This is a genomic window from Aeromonas sp. 600886, from assembly GCF_049174935.1.
Lineage (GTDB): Bacteria > Pseudomonadota > Gammaproteobacteria > Enterobacterales > Aeromonadaceae > Aeromonas > Aeromonas veronii_A.
Map to the genome: position 1 here is coordinate 171868 of NZ_JAAKUB010000006.1, position 16807 is coordinate 188674.

Annotated in this window: 17 protein-coding genes; 7 read left to right on the top strand and 10 right to left on the bottom strand. The window is 61.3% G+C overall.

What is annotated here, in order from left to right:
• The first annotated feature begins 70 nt into the window (after positions 1–70).
• Both G5179_RS07155 and G5179_RS07160 read left to right on the top strand, forming a co-directional pair.
• Positions 71–2830 carry a collagenase gene (locus G5179_RS07155; protein ID WP_421258102.1) on the top strand — a complete coding sequence of 920 codons (2760 nt, stop codon included), beginning with the start codon at positions 71–73 and terminating at the stop codon, positions 2828–2830.
• A gap of 185 nt (positions 2831–3015) precedes the next feature.
• Positions 3016–3918, top strand: a complete 903-nt coding sequence (locus tag G5179_RS07160) for a SanA/YdcF family protein (RefSeq protein ID WP_421258103.1) — start codon at positions 3016–3018, stop codon at positions 3916–3918.
• Positions 3919–4001: 83 nt separating this feature from the next.
• Here the strand turns inward: G5179_RS07160 and G5179_RS07165 are convergent, their stop codons facing one another.
• The 3 genes from G5179_RS07165 to G5179_RS07175 all read right to left on the bottom strand — a co-directional run bounded on the left by G5179_RS07165 (position 4002) and on the right by G5179_RS07175 (position 6305).
• Entirely contained in the window at positions 4002–4616 is a 615-nt protein-coding gene (locus G5179_RS07165; RefSeq protein ID WP_108541666.1) for a superoxide dismutase, read from the bottom strand.
• A 17-nt stretch (positions 4617–4633) separates the two neighbouring features.
• On the bottom strand, positions 4634–5113 hold the full coding sequence (locus G5179_RS07170) for a hypothetical protein (protein WP_421258104.1): 480 nt from the start codon (positions 5111–5113) through the stop codon (positions 4634–4636).
• Positions 5114–5288: 175 nt separating this feature from the next.
• The gene (locus G5179_RS07175) at positions 5289–6305 is read right to left on the bottom strand and encodes a chemotaxis protein (RefSeq protein WP_005335957.1); all 1017 of its coding nucleotides are present in this window, start codon (positions 6303–6305) and stop codon (positions 5289–5291) included.
• A gap of 201 nt (positions 6306–6506) precedes the next feature.
• Here G5179_RS07175 and G5179_RS07180 point away from each other — a divergent pair, with 201 nt between their 5' ends.
• Positions 6507–7226: an SDR family NAD(P)-dependent oxidoreductase gene (locus G5179_RS07180; RefSeq protein ID WP_421258105.1), complete on the top strand. Its 720-nt coding sequence runs from the start codon at positions 6507–6509 to the stop codon at positions 7224–7226.
• Here G5179_RS07180 and G5179_RS07185 read toward each other — a convergent pair.
• Both G5179_RS07185 and G5179_RS07190 read right to left on the bottom strand, forming a co-directional pair.
• Positions 7213–9279 (bottom strand): tRNA(Met) cytidine acetyltransferase TmcA, encoded by a 2067-nt coding sequence (locus G5179_RS07185; RefSeq protein ID WP_421258106.1) that lies wholly within the window; start codon positions 9277–9279, stop codon positions 7213–7215. The genes G5179_RS07180 and G5179_RS07185 overlap by 14 nt on opposite strands.
• Positions 9276–9587 carry an HlyU family transcriptional regulator gene (locus tag G5179_RS07190; RefSeq protein WP_421223761.1) on the bottom strand — a complete coding sequence of 104 codons (312 nt, stop codon included), beginning with the start codon at positions 9585–9587 and terminating at the stop codon, positions 9276–9278. Before G5179_RS07190 ends, G5179_RS07185 begins: the two co-directional genes overlap by 4 nt.
• A gap of 136 nt (positions 9588–9723) precedes the next feature.
• On the opposite strand from G5179_RS07190, the gene G5179_RS07195 reads away from it, so the two are divergent.
• The 3 genes from G5179_RS07195 (at position 9724) to G5179_RS07205 (ending at position 11181) form a co-directional block, all read left to right on the top strand.
• On the top strand, positions 9724–9930 hold the full coding sequence (locus G5179_RS07195; protein ID WP_005335965.1) for a bacterioferritin-associated ferredoxin: 207 nt from the start codon (positions 9724–9726) through the stop codon (positions 9928–9930).
• A 144-nt stretch (positions 9931–10074) separates the two neighbouring features.
• The gene (bfr, locus tag G5179_RS07200; RefSeq protein ID WP_005354959.1) at positions 10075–10551 is read left to right on the top strand and encodes a bacterioferritin; all 477 of its coding nucleotides are present in this window, start codon (positions 10075–10077) and stop codon (positions 10549–10551) included.
• Positions 10552–10722: 171 nt separating this feature from the next.
• Complete coding sequence (locus tag G5179_RS07205) at positions 10723–11181, top strand: methylglyoxal synthase (RefSeq protein ID WP_005354960.1); 459 nt, start codon at positions 10723–10725, stop codon at positions 11179–11181.
• Between the two features lie 89 nt (positions 11182–11270).
• On the opposite strand, the gene G5179_RS07210 is transcribed toward G5179_RS07205, so the two are convergent.
• Together G5179_RS07210 and G5179_RS07215 are read right to left on the bottom strand one after the other, a co-directional pair.
• Positions 11271–12422 (bottom strand): iron-containing alcohol dehydrogenase, encoded by a 1152-nt coding sequence (locus G5179_RS07210; protein ID WP_421258107.1) that lies wholly within the window; start codon positions 12420–12422, stop codon positions 11271–11273.
• Positions 12423–12565: 143 nt separating this feature from the next.
• Positions 12566–13021 (bottom strand): hypothetical protein, encoded by a 456-nt coding sequence (locus tag G5179_RS07215; protein WP_019446593.1) that lies wholly within the window; start codon positions 13019–13021, stop codon positions 12566–12568.
• Between the two features lie 473 nt (positions 13022–13494).
• Here G5179_RS07215 and G5179_RS07220 point away from each other — a divergent pair, with 473 nt between their 5' ends.
• Positions 13495–14967: a C69 family dipeptidase gene (locus G5179_RS07220; protein ID WP_421258108.1), complete on the top strand. Its 1473-nt coding sequence runs from the start codon at positions 13495–13497 to the stop codon at positions 14965–14967.
• A 61-nt stretch (positions 14968–15028) separates the two neighbouring features.
• Here the strand turns inward: G5179_RS07220 and G5179_RS07225 are convergent, their stop codons facing one another.
• From G5179_RS07225 to G5179_RS07235, 3 genes are read right to left on the bottom strand one after another with little or no spacing between them, the layout of a single operon-like run.
• Positions 15029–15775, bottom strand: coding sequence for an SDR family oxidoreductase (locus G5179_RS07225; protein ID WP_421258109.1), 747 nt, complete (start codon positions 15773–15775; stop codon positions 15029–15031).
• A gap of 56 nt (positions 15776–15831) precedes the next feature.
• Entirely contained in the window at positions 15832–16077 is a 246-nt protein-coding gene (locus tag G5179_RS07230) for a DUF3624 family protein (protein WP_042053656.1), read from the bottom strand.
• A gap of 31 nt (positions 16078–16108) precedes the next feature.
• Positions 16109–16630: a GNAT family N-acetyltransferase gene (locus G5179_RS07235; protein ID WP_421258110.1), complete on the bottom strand. Its 522-nt coding sequence runs from the start codon at positions 16628–16630 to the stop codon at positions 16109–16111.
• Positions 16631–16807 lie beyond the last annotated feature (177 nt).

Genomic DNA, 16807 nt, shown 5'->3' on the forward strand with positions numbered 1-16807 from the left:
CTTTGGAACTGTTTAAATTGCCTTGCGATTACTCGCAAGACAATACACAAACAAGAACAAAGGGATAAAAATGAACCGTTCAGGTACCGGGTGGCTGCTGCTGGCAGGCCCCCTGCTTTTGGCGACATCCTCGGCGCAAGCCAAGTACTCCCCCAATGACTGGCGACAGTATCAGCTGACTGGCGAATCGAGCCGGCAACTGGCCGCTCGCATCACCGAGATCACCTACGAGCTCAAGGCGCGCAGCAGCAATGCTCCTTACCAGCAGCTTAGGGTCTACCGTCGCTTCGACTGGCAGAGCAGCGATCTCGCGGCCCTCGCCGAACAGCAGTGTGGCGAGCCGCAGCTCAAGGTAGATGCGGGCTGGCAGATCCGCTTCGTGCGCTGTGAAGATCGGATTCCGGCGGGCAAGCTCATTCCCGCCAGCAGTTATGACTTCGGTTATGGCCTCAAGCAGGGTAGCTGGGAGCAGCTAGCGGGCACGCCGACCGCCCAGCGGCAGGATCGTCTGCCGCTGCCGCAAGCCATCATCCTGGGTCAGAGCGAAAGGGAGCTGGAGCGCTGCGAACTCAACGCACAAGGCCGCTGCGCCGAGTCGGAGTGGCACTATCAGCCGCAGGATTGGCAGCAGTTGCAAGTACTTGAAGAGACCCCGAGCGAGCGGGATGGCCGGTTGGAGCAGATCTTCTTCCGCCTGCAGCCGGTGGCAGGCAGTCAGGCTGCTGCTCAGATCAGCGAGATCCACGTCTGGCGCCGCTATCAGTGGCAGCTGGATCAGCTCACGCCTCAGCAGGAGTGTGATGAGCCGCAGGAGCGCAAGGAGGGGAGCAACACCATCCGCTATCGCATCTGTCGTCAGGTGATCCCCGCTGGCAGCGAGGTTCAGGTAACGTTGCAAGATAGCGGCTACCAATACCCGGTCGCTGGCGACGAGTGGCAACCCCTGCCAGAGAGCAAAGAGTGGCAGGAGAGCCGGGTGCTCAATCGCCCCATCGTGCTGGCCAGCAAGGAGGAGCAGCTGGAGTGCCGTCGCGCCAACGGTCGTCTCTGCTCCGAACCCGAGCAGCCCGATGTGGACCTGCTCGACAGCGATGCCGCCAAACTGGTAGCCGACGTGAGCGGCCAGAACAGCTCTGCCTGGCAGGCGGATTACGGCCACGATGACGCCAAGCTGATGGCGGTGGTGCGCGGCATGCGTGCCCTGCTGGCGGCCAACCAGCCGACCCATCCGGCAATGGACAAGCTGCTCTACTATGTGCGCGCCCACAACTACCACGGTGGCGCTGGCAAGGAGAGTGATCAGGCCGCCCGGGCACTGGCCGGGGTAATGATTGATCTGCTTAACCATCCCCTGCTGCTGGGAGCTGAACCACAGGATCAGGCTGGCACAGTGCTGGAAGCCTGGAGCGTGGCGGCGCAGGGACAACTTGGCCAAGCCGCCTTCCGCCAGAGTGCCGCCCCCATGCTGGCCCAGCTTAACCAAGCGTTCGGCTATGCGGTGCAACATGCGGCGCAGATCAATGGCCACAAACCCTGGGCCGATGGCCTGTTCGAGCTGCTCAATCTGGTCGATCAGAGCGCCTCTTACGGTCAGCAGGCTGACTTCAGCGCAGCTGTGCTGCAGCAGGAGGCGGCATTGCGCCAGAGCCTGCTGCAACTGGGCCTGAGCGAGCTGGCCCTCTGGAAACAACGCGATGGCTCACGGGATCTGTTTATCTTCAACAACATCCTCGATGCCCACAGCCGCCTCTACCAGATGATGCGCTACCTCCATCACACCAGCCCGGATAAGGCGATTGCCTATCGCCAGCAGCTGGATCGCGATGTCATCGCCATCATGCGCCAGCAGGGGCTGATCCCGGGTGGCCAGCATCCGGCTGCCATGCTGGAAGAGGTCTCCCTGACCCTCTCCAGCTACTACCTCACCTACACGGATCGCACCAGCGAAGCCTGTATCAGCGGCGAGTTCGCCGGGCTTTGTACCCCGATCCGCATGGAAGATATTCTGCCGTTCGAGCACACCTGCTCGCCCACCCTGCGTCTGCGCGCCCAGGATCTGACCTTGGCTCAAGCCGAAGAGATCTGCCGCGAGCTGGGTGATGAAGAGCAGCGCTTCCACCAGCAGATGGAGACAGGCTGGCAACCGGTGGCCGATGATCACAACGAAGCGCTGGAGCTGGTGATCTTCAACTCCTCCGCCGACTGGGGCCGCTACGGCAGCGCGCTGTTTGGTGTCTCCACCGACAATGGCGGCATCTATATCGAGGGGGATCCGGCTCGGCCCGGCAATCAGGCCCGCTTCTTCGCCTATGAGGCGGAGTGGAAACGCCCCGCCTTCCAGGTGTGGAACCTGCGCCACGAGTACGTTCACTATCTGGATGGTCGCTTCAACCAGTACGGCAGCTTCGGACACTATCCGCTCAACCGCACTACCTGGTGGGCCGAGGGGATTGCAGAGTACATCGCCCACGGTCAGTGCTTTGCCCGAGGTCTGGATAACGTGGCAAACCGCCCCGCCAACCAGCGCCCGACACTGGCGGCGATCCTCCACCTTGACTACGAGCAGGGTGGCGAGATGGTCTACTCCTGGTCCTATACCGTGCACCGCTTCCTCAACGATACCGGTCGCGGCGCCAGCTGGCTGGCGCTGGCACAAGCGCTGCGCAATCCGGATCGGCAGCAGGCGATGAGCGACTTCGAAGGGGAGCTGGACCGCCTGATCGCCAACGACAGCGACGCCTATCAGGCGTGGTTCGCCCGGGATCTGCTGCCCTGGTGGCAAGCCAACAAGGAGTCAGACGCCTGCAAGGGTAACGACTCCGCCCACTGATAGACATCCAACACAAAGAGGGGCTGCCACCGCAGCCCCTAGCTTTTTCCCCCGCACTCCCGCCTCTGCTGCGACAACCTCTGCCCGAATGAGGTGCCCGCCCGTTATCAAGCCTGACGCCAGCGGCCGAGTTGTAATAGAATGCCGATAGCCACTCCCAACTTCAGACCCTGACCGCACCGCGCATGAAGAAGTTTGCCAAGATCCTCCTCGCCTGCCTCGTTTTGCTGCTGGCCCTGATTGCCATGCTGCTGGGCTACAGCGAGTGGATCGTCTCGGATGCCCGTCACTACACCTACGATCAGGTGGACAAGGTGCCCAACAACCGGGTTGCGGTGGTGCTGGGTACCTCCAAATATCTCTCCGGTGGCGGCCCCAACCACTACTTCAAATACCGCATCAAGGCGGCGGCCGAGCTCTACAACAATGCCAAGGTGGACTTCATCATCGTCTCCGGTGACAACGCCACCGTGCAGTACAACGAGCCGCGCCAGATGCGCCGCGCCCTGATCAAGGCGGGCATCCCCGCCTCCGCCATCTATATGGATTTCGCCGGATTCCGCACCCTCGACTCAGTGGTTCGCGCCAAAGAGGTGTTCGGCCAGGAGCGCTTTACCGTGGTCTCCCAGGGCTTTCATAACGAGCGGGCCATTTTCATCGCCCGCCATTTCGGTATCGATGCGGTCGGCTTTAATGCCGAGGATCCCAGCGCCTATCAGGGGATCCGCACCCGGGTGCGGGAAGTCTTTGCCCGCCTGATGGGGCTGCTCGACCTCTATGTGCTGGACAAGGGACCCAAGTTCCTCGGGGCACCAGTCCCCATCGGCCTGCCTGTGCCTTGCCAGTCACTAAGTACCATCGGCAGCCTGCAACCCTGCCTCAAACAGCCCAAACCGGCGGTGGATGAGGCCAAGCAAGCGGCAGTATCTGCCGCGGTTGCCACCGAGTCAGCAACTTCGTCTGCCTCGGCAACGACTGATCCGGTCACTCCCGCCAAATCCGCGGCAGAAACCACCGCAGAGTCGCCCAGCGCGGCCTTGCCCACAATGCCGATGGCCCCTTCAGCCGCCAGCACAGCCGCACCATAAACAGATGACCCGCCAACTGGCGGGTCTTGTTATTACAGCGCAGGTTGTGGCGGTGAGCCTGCACACCCATACCCAGCGACAGGTCAGCCTCGCACCGCCTGATAGCGGCGGGCCACTTCGGCCCACTCCACCACCTGATAGAAGGCAGCGATATAGTCAGGACGCTTGTTCTGGTACTTGAGATAGTAGGCGTGCTCCCACACATCCAGCCCCAGGATCGGGGTATGGCCATGCATCAAGGGACTATCCTGGTTGGCACTGCTCTCCACCTGCAATCTGCCCGCCTTGTCCACCACCAGCCAGGCCCAGCCACTACCAAAGCGGCTCAGAGCCGCCTGAGTGAAAGCCTGCTTGAAGGCATCGAATCCCCCCAATTCCCGCTCGATGGCCAGAGCCAGCTCACCGCCCGGCTCACCGCCCCCCTGCGGGCTCATCACCAGCCAGAACAGGGAGTGGTTGGCATGGCCGCCGCCATGGTTGCGGACCGCTCCCTGCAGGGCGGTTGGCAGGGTGTCGAAGCGGCTCAGCAGCTCCTCTACCGGCAGTGCGGCCAGCTCGGGCGCCGTTTCCAGTGCGGCGTTGAGGTTATTGATATAAGTCTGGTGATGACGGCTATGGTGGATCTCCATGGTCAGTGCATCGATATGGGGTTCCAGTGCGTCGTAGGCATAGTTCAGGGCTGGCAGAGTATGGCTCATGATGACCTCTGTTCGGATTAATGGAGCCGGGATGAGGGCTCGCTCTGACACAGGCAGTGACCGAGCGAACACATGATCCCGGCGTGGCTGCCGTGGCGCTGTACGAACGTCAGCAACTCGGCACGAGTTGTGCGGGTATGGCGCAATGCAGCCTCTCGCAGGCGAGAGGAGCAAGCGGGGGAGTGACAGGTCGCCAGCAGGCAGTCGTGCACATAGCAGAGCAGGTCGGCGGCGCGATCGGGCAGAGTCATGGCCACCAGCAGATCCGCCAGATTGTGGTGAGCCACAACCAGCGCAGCCACCGCCTCATCGGCGTCATGCCACTGCACCAATTGCTGACGAGCCAGCCACAGCGCCTGCTGATAATGGGCCAACGCCTGATGATACTCGCCGCAGTCAAACAGCCGGTTGCCCTCTCGGGTCTGCTGTTTCCAGTGACTCATGCTGCTGCCACCTTCGGTCGACTCGACCCACCCCTTCACCCAGGTTGCTGTCATATGCTTCACACCAACAAATGATAATAATTATCATTACATAAATCATATCCGGGAGACAAGGGACGTCGGGATCGCAGCAAACAGCCAAAACAGCGCGGCCACTCCTTGGCAAGGAGTGGCCGCTTGAGGCAACCGGTCAGTGAATTCGACCGGCCAATGGCAAGTTAACGGCAGGTCAGATGTTGTTGGCGGGCGAAGGCGGGGCGATCCCCAGCAGCATATGATCCATCATCCCCACCATGCGCCCAATCTCGGGTTTGGTTATGGTATCGTTCGCCCCAAGTTGCAGCGCTTTCTGGCGGTTGTCATCGCTCATCAGGGAGGAGAACATCACGATGGGCATCTCCTTGTAGGAGGGGGTGTCCCGCAGCCGCTTGAGCAGGTGCATGCCATCCATGCGCGGCATCTCCACATCGGTGATCACCGCATTGACGAAGCCGGTCACCGGCATCCTCTCCTCCTGGGCCAGACGATCGAAATCCGTCATCATCTCCAACCCCTCGCCGCCGTCCTTGGCCGTGATCACGTTGTAACCAGCGGTACGCAGGGTGGTCTCGATCATCTTGCGGATAAAGGCCGAGTCGTCCACCACCAGAATGGTCTTGCCCTGGCGTAGCGCCATCATGCGATCGTCGATGAGCACCTTGCGGTCCTGAGTGACGTCGTACTTCTCCATGCTGAGCTCGGGGTTGATATCGGCGATGATCTTCTCGAAATCGAGGATCATGATGAGGTTGCCATCGCGCCTGACCACGGCCACCACGCAGTCGTTCTCCCCCGCTTCCAGAAACTGGCTGGGGGACTCCACATCCTCCCAGGAGACCCGGTGGATCCTGCTGACACTGTCGATCAGAAAACCGTTGGCCATCTTGTTGAAGTCGGTGACGATCACCACCTTGTGGCTGGGGTCGGGGTTGGTCTTGATGCCGAGCCAGCCCGCCAGATCCACCAGCGGGATGAGGCGATCCCGCAGGGAGAAGACCCCCACCATATGACGTTGGGCGTTGGGGTAATCTGTGGTTTCCGGCACCCGGATCACCTCGCGCACCTTGGCGACGTTGATCCCGTAATAAGCGGTTTTTTCACGGCCGTCCGGTAGCTGCTTCTTGAGGTGAAACTCGATGATCTCAAGCTCGTTGGTGCCACTTTCGGTCAGGATAGATTTACGCTCTTCCCCATCTTTGGACATCATGGTGACTCTCATTCTGGTTGCGCGGGCAGCAGACCGCTGCGGTTTTCCCTCAGTATAGGAATGGAATTCACCCAGCGGCTCGGATCTCGGCAAGATTGCAGCGTTAACCGCTTGATCCCGCAGACTGGCGGGAGCGTATCTGCCAATCAGGACAACATTGGCGGATGGTGAAATCCATCATGCACTCACAAGGAGCCTGAGATGAGTGAAGGTATCGTCGTGATTGGCGCTTCTGGCGGGATCGGGGCCGCTCTGGTGACACACTGGTTGGCGGCGGGTGTCGGGCCAGTGATTGCCATCAGCCGTCAGCCCGCACCAGCAGAAGCCTCTTCGCCAGCCCTGCACTGGCTATGTTGTGATTACAGCGATGAGCAGATGGCAACTGCGGTAGCCCGCATCGCGGAGTTGGCACCGAGACCGCATCGGGTGGTGATCTGCAACGGCATACTGCATCAGGGGGAAATTCAGCCGGAGAAGCGACTCGAAGCAATCAATCTCGATGCCATGACCCGCTTCTACCAGACCAATGCCTTGCTGCCGCTGCGCTGGATCAGCCAGTTGTTACCGCTGTTTGGCCGCGAGCCTTGCACTCTGGCCGTTCTCAGCGCTCGGGTCGGCAGCATTGGCGACAACCGAGCAGGCGGCTGGTATGGCTATCGCGCATCCAAGGCAGCCCTCAACATGCTGCTCAAGTGTGCCGCCATCGAGCTGGCCCGGCGGGCCCCCGGCGTCAAATTGCTGGCCTTCCATCCCGGCACAGTGGATACCCAACTCTCCCGCCCGTTTCACGCCAATGTACCGGCGGGAAATGTGCAGAGTCCCGAGCTGGTAGCCGACCATCTGATTAACCTGATGAACCGGCTGCAACCGGATGGCGAGCTGAGCTTTCTCGACTGGCAGGGCAAACCTATCGAGTGGTAGGGGAACTCAAGAGACGCGCCAGCAGCGCCCGCAACCTCTTGATCACGGCGGGCTTGCCAGCCAGTTGCAACCTCGCAGCCAGTCTTCCCCAGTCGGCATATTGCCAGATGGCTGCGATCAGCAGATAACGCTCTTCAGGGGTCAGTGAACCCAGCACAGCCAGATTGCGCGCCAGCCACAGCTGCAAGCTGGATTGGCTCAGTTCGAACGGCTTGTGATGCAGGGCAAAGCACTCAACCTCATCGCGCTCGAACTCGCCAAGCTCCGCTGCAGTGACGGTACTGCCTTGCAGGCATTGCCATACCAACTCGGGATCCAATCCTTTCAATTCACCCGCCAGCAAGATCGGCAGCTGGCGAATGAAACGCTGCTGCCATTGATTCAACTCGATCTCATGTTCGAGGTTCAGCGCTTTGAGCAGCAGGGCTGCATGGCATCCGCTGGCGGCATCCCGTTGCAGGCCGATGCGCAGCACCTCCAGCCCTGCCTTGCGCCAGAAGGGGAGCAGGTCGGCGCTGGCCGAAAAGGCCGAGCCGAGGTAGTCGATGCCAATCTGACGATAGTGCTCCTCAAGCTTGCCAAGCAGCAGCGAACCCAGTCCGTGCCGGTGCAGCTCGGGGTGGATGGCGATACGCATCACCCGGGCGTAGCTGCGCCCCCCCGCCGTTTTGAAACCGGCGTGGGCCAGCAGCGACTGGGGCAGCAGATGGCCGCGCGGACGGCGACGACCGGCCCAGATCGCCTCGGCCAGCTCGGGCTCTATCTCCCCTTCCCTCGCCACCAAGGCCACACCCAGCAGGCTCTCGTCCTGCTCCAGCAGATGGATGTCGAGATCCGGGCTCTCCAGCAGGGATCTGAGATCGCTCGGCGTAGTCTGGTAGTGAGCCAGCACCAGCAGGCCGAACAGCTGGTTGAGCAACGTCTCGTCGCTCTCCAGCGCCTCCTGATTGACCAGACGCCAGCTCGGGCTGGTCGGCGGCAAGGGCATTGCGACTTCGGCATTGAGGCCGAGCAGGCGGAAAATCAGCGGCTCCAGTGGATCACGCTCACTCCAGCGAATGGGTTCAGAGAGGCGGATCTCCTGCCACTCCGGGGTCTGGCTATCGAGCACACGCTTGAAGCGCAGGTGAAAACCTCGCCCCGTCCCCTCGTAACCGTGCTCGGTGGTGGCAAACACAATGCGACTGTGGCGGGCAAGCATGGCCTCGAGCAGCGGGGTCGGAATGGCGGCCGCTTCATCCACCAGCAGCAGATCGGGATTCATCGCCTCGTGCACCAGCCGATCCGGCGAGCAGTAGCTCAGTCCGGTCAGCTGTTCAGGCGTAGTATCTAGCCCGCGAGCGGCGTGGGCAAACAGGGTCGCTACCGTTGCCTGTGAGGGGGCCGTCACCACTATGTTCAGCGAGGGTTGCTGGCGCAGCAACTCGGCGGCAGCCAGCCCCAGCAGCGCACTCTTGCCACGACCGCGGTCGGCGCTCAGCACCAGTGGCCGACGACGATGGCCGTGCAACACCTTGTGGATGGCGGGCAGCGCCCGTGCCTGATCGCTGCTCAGCCTGCGTTCGGGCCCAATCGGTTGCCATGGCTGCGCGCAAACCGGCGGCTCCAGAGAGAGGGCTAGATCACCTTCCAGCAACCGAACCAGTCGGGCGATAAAGCCGTGGCCGGCCCGGCCCGCCTCCTCCGGCTGGGCCACCAGCCGGATCCGGTCAGGATCCGGCCATGCAGGCCACTGTGTTCTGGGCGGGGTCAGCAGCAACAGCAAGCCACCAGCGCATAGAGTGCCAGCCAGCGCCCCGAACGCATCGGGGTGAAAGCCGCTGAAGGCGTTGAACACCAGCGTGTCGCACTCCTGACCGAGCCGCTGCAGCGCCTTGGCGGCGGGTTGCGGGGCATAACACTCGGGCCCGGCACCCAGCCAGAAGACGGTCTCACCGAGCAGGGATTGGGCGCGGGCAATGCAGTCAGCCTCCTCCCCCTCCAGCCAGATCAGGCGCCGCTCACCGGCGCGGGCCAGCGCCTCGCGCAGCAAGGCGACCTCTTGCAGAGTCATGAAGCCTGGCTGTCAGCCGGTTTGCGGGGCTCGAACATGCGATCTCCCATCTGATCGATAAAGGTGTGGGCCTTCTGCACCATGAAACGCTCGGCATCGGCCGGATTGACAAACAGATCGGAGCGGATGAAACGGTGGGTTTGCAGCACGCCGTCCAGCTCTTTGGTGATGCGGCCAGCCAACCGATACTGACCCCCTTCCGCCATGGGTTCCGGATAGATGAGATAGCCGGCATATTCGGTGGGAGTGACTTCCGGCGACTTGGTCGGCTCGCCCCCGAACAGGGCGCTGAACAGTTTCTTGAGCATGGTGATCTCCTCTGGTTGCCAGCATTGTCCCCAAGGGGTTGCACAGTGGCAAGCAGGGGATCTTATTACCAATGGTTATTTGCACTACGAACCATTCTCATTTAGATTTCATCTCATTCCACAAGAGGTGACCATCATGTACGTCTGTTTGTGCCGCGGCATCACAGATACCCAGATCCGCAAAGCGGTGCAGTCAGGTAAAAGCGAATTCCGCCAACTCAAGCAGTCGCTCGAGGTGGGCGCCCAGTGTGGCAAATGCGTGCGCATGACCATGGAGATCATCGCCGCCGAGCTCGACAAGATGGAGCAGGAGCAACCCGTGCTCTACTACGAAGTGGCCTGATCCGGACACCTCTTTTCTGATGCGACCCGCCAACAGGGTCACCCCTTTTCTCAGGCGAGCTGGCTCGCCAGACCTCTTGTTGTTACTTTTCTGGACTAAGCTCTAACGATCGAAGCCTCAGGCACGAACCAAGGAGCACTGTCGATGAAAGGAGATCCCAAGATCATTGCCCACCTCAACAAGGTGCTGGCCAATGAGCTGATTGCCATCAACCAATACTTCCTGCACGCCCGCATCTACGATGACTGGGGCCTCAAGGCGCTCGGGCACAAGGAGTATCACGAGTCCATCGATGAGATGAAACACGCAGACGAGCTGGTCAAGCGGGTGCTGTTTCTCGAAGGGCTGCCCAATTTGCAGGATCTCGGCAAGCTGCGTATCGGTGAAACGGTGGAAGAGATGCTGCGCTGCGACCTCTCGCTGGAGATGGATGCCATCCCCGACCTCAAGGTAGCCATCGCCTATGCCGAGTCGGTGCAGGACTACATCAGCCGCGACCTGTTCCAGGAGATCCTGGAGGATGAGGAGGAGCACGTGGACTGGCTTGAGACCCAGCTAGACCTTATCGATCGCATCGGGCTGGAGAACTACCAGCAGTCGCAACTGCACCACGGCTCCTGAGCCAGCAGGCCAGCAAGCAAAGAGACCCGCCAGCGCGGGTCTCTTCATTTGAGCAGCCATGACCCGAAAACTTTTCGACAGGATCACAGTTAATACGCCCGACACAGCATCTGTCATGGCTTTCGATTAGGATACGACTCTCTTCCAATAACAATGCTACGGACGATTTCCATGGAACAGATTGCACGCGAGATGGCACCCCACAAACGGGTGGCTCTGGTGGCTCACGACAACATGAAGACCCCTCTGCTGAACTGGGTGATGCGCCGCAAGGAGGAGCTCAAGCTCCACCACCTCTATGCGACCGGCACCACCGGCACCATGCTCGGCAAGCAGGCGCAACTGCCCATCACCTGCCTCTTCTCCGGCCCCATGGGGGGCGACCAGCAGCTCGGCGCCCTGATCGCCGAAGGGAAGATCGACGTGCTGATCTTCTTCTGGGATCCCCTCAATGCGGTGCCCCACGATCCGGACGTGAAGGCGCTGCTGCGCCTCGCGGCAGTCTGGAACATCCCGGTCGCCACCAACGAGGCAACCGCCGATTTCATCATGGACAGCCCCCATATGCGCCAGGCGTTCAGCGTGCAGATCCCGGATTACGCCGGTTATCTGAAGGCGCGTACCGAGTGATCGGCTAACCCGTCATGCAAAAGGGCCGCAACAAGCGGCCCTCTTTAATTGGGAAAATGCATCAGCCAGGGAAACAAGCCGGCACCGACTTATAGCGCCCGGGCGAGAATGCGCGCCACCCGATCCGGGTCGATATCCTGCTGCTCCCCAAGTGCGGTGCGCCCCACCCGCTTGAGGTTGGAGCAGACCGCCGGAATGCAGCTTTCGCTGAGACCATAGTCGGCCAGCCGGGTGCCCAGTCCCATCTTCTGGAAGAACTGCTCGGTGCGGATAATCGCCTCCTCGATGCGCAGGGCCTTGTCCTCGCGGGTCGAATGCCACACCCGCTCGGCAAACTGGGCCAGCTTGTCCTGCTTCTGGCTCGCCCGCTCACGCAGCAGTGAGGGGAGCACCACCGCCAGACTCTGGCCATGATCCAGCCCGTAGAGCGCCGTCAGCTGATGGCCGATAGCGTGAGAGGTCCAATCCTGCGGCACTCCGCAACCGATAAGCCCGTTGAGCGCCAGACTGGCCGCCCACATCAGATTGGCCCGCACCTGATAGTTGGTCGGCTCCGCCAGCGCCTTGGGGCCGTTCTCCACCAGCACCTGCAGCAAACCTTCCGCCAGCCGATCCTGTACCTCGCCGCCGACCGGAAAGGTGAGGTACTGCTCGGCAATATGGACGAAGGCATCCACCACTCCGTTACCGGTCTGGCGCGGCGGCAGACTGTAGGTGGTCGCCGGATCGAGCACCGCAAATTGCGGCTGCACCAGCGGGCTTCTGAAGGAGATCTTCACATCCCCCCGGCTCACCACCGAGGTAGGATTGCTCTCGGAGCCGGTGGCTGGCAGGGTCAGCACACAGCCCATCGGCAGCGCCTTGTGTACACTCGCCTGCTTGCCGCAGATATCCCAGGGATCATCCCCCTCGTAGCAGGCCGCCGCCGCAACAAACTTGGTGCCATCCACTACCGAGCCACCACCGACCGCCAGCAGGAAGTCGATGCGCTCGCGCTTCACCTGCGCCACCGCCTCCATCAACAGCTCGAATCTGGGGTTGGCGCCGATGCCGGAAAACTCCTGCCACGTCACCCCTTCCAGCGCCCGGGTCAGCTGCTCATAGACGCCGTTTTGCTTGATGCTGCCGCCGCCATAGAGCACCAGCAGCCGGCTGCCGGGCGGGATCAGTTCGGGCAGGCTGGCGATCTGCCCCTCGCCGAAACAGATACGGGTCGGATTGGCATATTGGAAGTTGTACACGGCGGACTCCTCGACTGGCTCAATGCGCGGACATTGTGCGCCTGTGGGGAGGTGAGGTCAAAAGAGGTGGCAGAAGCTTGCCCATCGGCGGTCGACACTGGCCCATCGGTGCCGACCGGGTAGATCTCAGAACAGCGGCAGGATCAGGCAGTTTTGGCCTCATCTTTGGATGAGCTCTTCTTGCCGGTCAGGCGATCCATCGCCTCCTTGAGCATCGCCTCTCGCTGTTCGTTGAGCGGCTTGCTCTGCTCCGCCCGCTCTTCCGGCGTCAGCTTCTTGTTATCGGCGATGGTCTTGAGCTTCTCTTCGATCTCGTTGAACTTCTTGCGATCGAAACCGAGCGCCTTGTCCACCAGCTGCTGCACCACGCCCCCCTTGTCGGAGCTCATATCGAGCGCCGGCGGCAATTTGTTGTTCTTGGCCAGATGTTCGTAGGTCAGCACCTGCTGGGCCTGACCGGTCATGCGCTGGGTGGAGAGGCTGACCATCTCCTCCCAGCCACCGCCCTGACCGCCGCTACTGGCACTGTTGAGGGTAGCGAGGGCACGGTTGTTGGATGCGCTCTGGGCAAGCTGCTGGCTGTAGGGTTTGATATCCATGGGGGCTCCAATTCAGTGCACATCTGCGGCAATGGGCACAGGCTGATCCGGTCACATGGGGCGTCATGCCCCACCATTATCAATCAAACCAGCAAGTTACAGGCCAACTTGTCAGATAGTGCGAGATCCAGAGATATGGCGGATCTCGCCATGCCCCCCACGCAAACTGGCGTCAGAATCATGACTCATCTGCTGCCAGCTCACGCTGTTTTGGCACATTTTGCCGTCCGCGCACCACGACGCCAGAGAAAAGTCAGGAACCGCAGCTCGATCACAAAATAAACAACCACTCGGGAATACAATTTTGGCGCACATCACAACCAGCCAGCCGTGTCATGGATGATCTGTTCGAAAAACCAATAACAGGCAGACCCATCTGTCGTGCTCACTCCGCTGCCAGTTCGGAGTTGCAGCCTCCCCACACCTCATCCCCTCGCCTGACTCTCACTCACCGCAACCCTTCGGGTACACCTATGAAAAAACACACCTTGAGTCTTCTCTCCGCCACCCTGCTCACCCTGCTTGGCACCAGTGCCGACGCCTGTACCGGCCTCATCGTCGGCAAGGGGGCCAGCGCCGACGGCAGCGTGATGATCGCCAGAAACGAGGATTTTGGCGTCAACAACTGGAACAAGTACCTCGCCTTCCGGCCCGCGCAGCAGAACGAGGGCAAACTCTGGAAACTGGGCAACGGGCTGGAAGTGCCGATGCCCAAGGCGTTCTTAGCCTACTCCGCCATCCACGACTGGGATGCCACCACCAGCGACCCGGCAGGCAAATATTATGAAGAGCGCGGCATCAACGAGTTCAACGTCGCCATCTCGGCTACCACCAGTGCCGAGGTCAACGACAAGGCCCAAAAAGCCGATCCGCTGATCGAGAAGGGAGTGATTGAAGCCATCATCCCCACCCTGATCCTGCCGCAGGCCAAGACGGCCAAAGAGGGGGTCGAGCTGCTTGGACGCTATGTGGAGCAATATGGTGCCGGTGAGGGCAACAGCCTCTATCTGGCGGATGTGAACGAGGCCTGGCTGATGGAGATCGGCTCCGGCCATCACTGGATTGCGGTGCGGGTACCGGACGACAGCTACGCCATGGTGGCCAACGGCCTGCGCATCCACGGCGTCAATCTCGACAGCGCCGATGTGCTGCACTCGCCCAAACTGCTGGAGTTCGTGCGCGAACACAAATTGCTGGATAACGCCGACCCGAAAGAGTTCAACTTCGCCAAGGCGTTCGGGGTCATCGCTGACCCGTATAACGTGGATCGGGAGTGGCTCGGCCAGAAAATGCTGACCGCCTCCCACAAACAGGCGACCCGGCAGGCGCAATATCCGCTCTTTATGAAGCCGGATGCCCCCATCGCCGTGCCGGACGTTGCCAAACTGCTGAGCGCCACCTATGACGGTACGCCGCTGGCGGGCAAGGCGGAGCGGCCGATCCGGGTCGATCGCCAGCTCGAATCCCACGTCATCCAGCTGCGCAAGGAGATGCCCAAAGAGCTGCAGGGGCTCATCTGGCAGAGCTATGGCGTGCTGGCCGAATCTGTGATGGTGCCGCTCTACAACACCCTGGAAAACTATCCCCTGCCCTATCGCACCGGCAGCGACAGCTATTCCGATGATTCCGCCTACTGGCAGTTCCGCAGCCTGACCGCGCTGGCCAGCGCCGATCCGGACAAGTACCTGCCGCTGCTGCGAAACGTCTGGAGTAAGGAGAGCACCAAGCTCTACAAGGAGGTGGCGCTGCTCGACAAGAGCCTTAAGCAGGCCTATGCCAACGACAAGGCTACCGCCATCGGGCTGGCCGCCGACTACTCCTATGGCCAATTAGAGAAGACCTACCAGATGGCCAAAGATCTGCGCTACAAGCTGATGACGGATCTGACCAAGAGCAGCGAGAAGAAGTACTCGGAGGAGGAGTTCAAGAAGATCATGAGCCTGTAATCGGCTCACCAACGCAAAGAGGCTCCCACGGGAGCCTCTTTTGTTTCAGCCAATGCAGCGATCAGCGGCGGCTGATATTGAGCGGGCCGAAGGTCTGCGCCACCGGCATGATCTCGATGCTGTTGATGTTGACGTGGGCCGGTTGCTGGCTCACCCAGAGCACGGTATTGGCGATATCTTCCGGCTGGATCGCCTCCACCCCCTGATAGACGGAGGCCGCCTTGGCATCGTCACCGTGGAAGCGCACGTTGGAGAACTCGGTGCCGCCGCACAGGCCCGGCTCCACGTTGGTGACGCGGATGGCGGTGCCAGCCAGATCGGCGCGCAGGTTGAGGCTGAACTGCTTCACAAACGCCTTGGTGGCGCCGTAGACGTTGCCGCCCGGATAGGGGTAGGTACCCGCGATGGAGCCGATGTTGATGACATGGCCGCGATTGCGCGCCACCATGCCCGGCAGCAGCAAGCGGGTGAGCAGGGTCAGGCCGCTGATGTTGGTGGCAATCATCTGCTCCCAATCTTCCAGATCCGCCTTGTGGGCCGGCTCCAGCCCCAGCGCCAGACCGGCGTTGTTGACCAGCAGCTCCACCTCGCTCCACTCGGCTGGCAGAGCGGCGATGGCGGCGCGGGTGGCCGCCTTGTCCTGCACGTCAAACGCCAGCGGCAGGAACTGCGCACCCAGCTCGTCAGCCAGCGCGGCCAGCCGCTCGGCGCGGCGACCGGTACCGATCACCTTGTAGCCCGCCTGCACCAGCTGGCGGCTGATGGCTTCACCAAAACCGGACGAGGCGCCCGTTACCATTGCAATCATCTGAACCTCCATATCTACACCGATATTGTTATTTATCTGTTTGAATCTATTAAGATTCACTCATCGCTCAATTCACGTCCGGTCGCCTTGCGCCAGACAAATACCACCAGATGGAGCAGCAACAGGCCCGAGCCACCCAGCGCAAACAGCAGGCCGGTGAGGGCGTTGACCGAGGTGTCGGCACCACACCACCACCAGACCAGCCAGCCACTCAGACCAATGATGAAGGTCTGGATGGCGCAGACCGGACAGCGCCCCAGCTTGGCCCTGATAGCGGTGGCAAGACAGTTGTCGCAGCTCATCCTGCTCCTCGATTCTGCTCGTGCAACATGATCAGTTGGCCTGTGAAGATGGCTTGCGCGCCTGAAAGCGAGCCACTCTGCGCCGCTCACGCTCCTCGTCGCTCACCAGCGGCAGCACCAGCCGGTGGGCGTGCTGGTCGCGGCCATAGTAGTCCGCTAGCCGCTGCTGGGGACGAAATCCCAATCCCTGATAGAGCGCCAGCGCCTCTTCGTTGGCATCCGCCACCTCCAGCCGGATCGCCCCCCAGCCAGCGGCCTTGCCCTCGCGGATCACCTGCTCCAGCAGGCGCCGCGCCCAGCCCAGACCGCGCACCGTCCAGCGGATGGCAAGCGCCTGAATGACCAGCCGATCCCAGCCTCTGTGCTCAAGCAGGCAGAGATAGCCCATCAGCTGATGTTTCTCGTCCAGCAGCAACAGGGTGCGCCCCTTGGCGTGGGCCAGCAGATAGTGCCAGCGGCTGCGGCCAAAGGCGACTTCAGGGGGAAAACAGTAGCGTTCCAGATTAACGATGGCGCCCAGATCATCGGTTCGGGCCGCACGTACGGTCAACACGGGGAGTCCTTGTTCGGTTATTTATCCTCAGCACCAAAAATGCGACTTGTATCACAAGTTACCAAGGCGTCATATTAGGCACTGTAACCTCTTGTTTCCCCTCGCGCCATTGTCGTGCTTGTCGGTGCATCGAAGCCCACAGGGGATCCTGCCTGTTCAGGCAGTCTGATCTGTGGA

Coding starts and splice junctions, on each gene's coding strand:
- G5179_RS07155 (WP_421258102.1), top strand. CDS start 71: ATGAACCGTTCAGGTACCGGGTGGCTGCTGCTGGCAGGCCCCCTGCTT.
- G5179_RS07160 (WP_421258103.1), top strand. CDS start 3,016: ATGAAGAAGTTTGCCAAGATCCTCCTCGCCTGCCTCGTTTTGCTGCTG.
- G5179_RS07165 (WP_108541666.1), bottom strand. CDS start 4,616: ATGAGCCATACTCTGCCAGCCCTGAACTATGCCTACGACGCACTGGAA.
- G5179_RS07170 (WP_421258104.1), bottom strand. CDS start 5,113: ATGACAGCAACCTGGGTGAAGGGGTGGGTCGAGTCGACCGAAGGTGGC.
- G5179_RS07175 (WP_005335957.1), bottom strand. CDS start 6,305: ATGATGTCCAAAGATGGGGAAGAGCGTAAATCTATCCTGACCGAAAGT.
- G5179_RS07180 (WP_421258105.1), top strand. CDS start 6,507: ATGAGTGAAGGTATCGTCGTGATTGGCGCTTCTGGCGGGATCGGGGCC.
- G5179_RS07185 (WP_421258106.1), bottom strand. CDS start 9,279: ATGACTCTGCAAGAGGTCGCCTTGCTGCGCGAGGCGCTGGCCCGCGCC.
- G5179_RS07190 (WP_421223761.1), bottom strand. CDS start 9,587: ATGCTCAAGAAACTGTTCAGCGCCCTGTTCGGGGGCGAGCCGACCAAG.
- G5179_RS07195 (WP_005335965.1), top strand. CDS start 9,724: ATGTACGTCTGTTTGTGCCGCGGCATCACAGATACCCAGATCCGCAAA.
- bfr (WP_005354959.1), top strand. CDS start 10,075: ATGAAAGGAGATCCCAAGATCATTGCCCACCTCAACAAGGTGCTGGCC.
- G5179_RS07205 (WP_005354960.1), top strand. CDS start 10,723: ATGGAACAGATTGCACGCGAGATGGCACCCCACAAACGGGTGGCTCTG.
- G5179_RS07215 (WP_019446593.1), bottom strand. CDS start 13,021: ATGGATATCAAACCCTACAGCCAGCAGCTTGCCCAGAGCGCATCCAAC.
- G5179_RS07220 (WP_421258108.1), top strand. CDS start 13,495: ATGAAAAAACACACCTTGAGTCTTCTCTCCGCCACCCTGCTCACCCTG.
- G5179_RS07225 (WP_421258109.1), bottom strand. CDS start 15,775: ATGATTGCAATGGTAACGGGCGCCTCGTCCGGTTTTGGTGAAGCCATC.
- G5179_RS07230 (WP_042053656.1), bottom strand. CDS start 16,077: ATGAGCTGCGACAACTGTCTTGCCACCGCTATCAGGGCCAAGCTGGGG.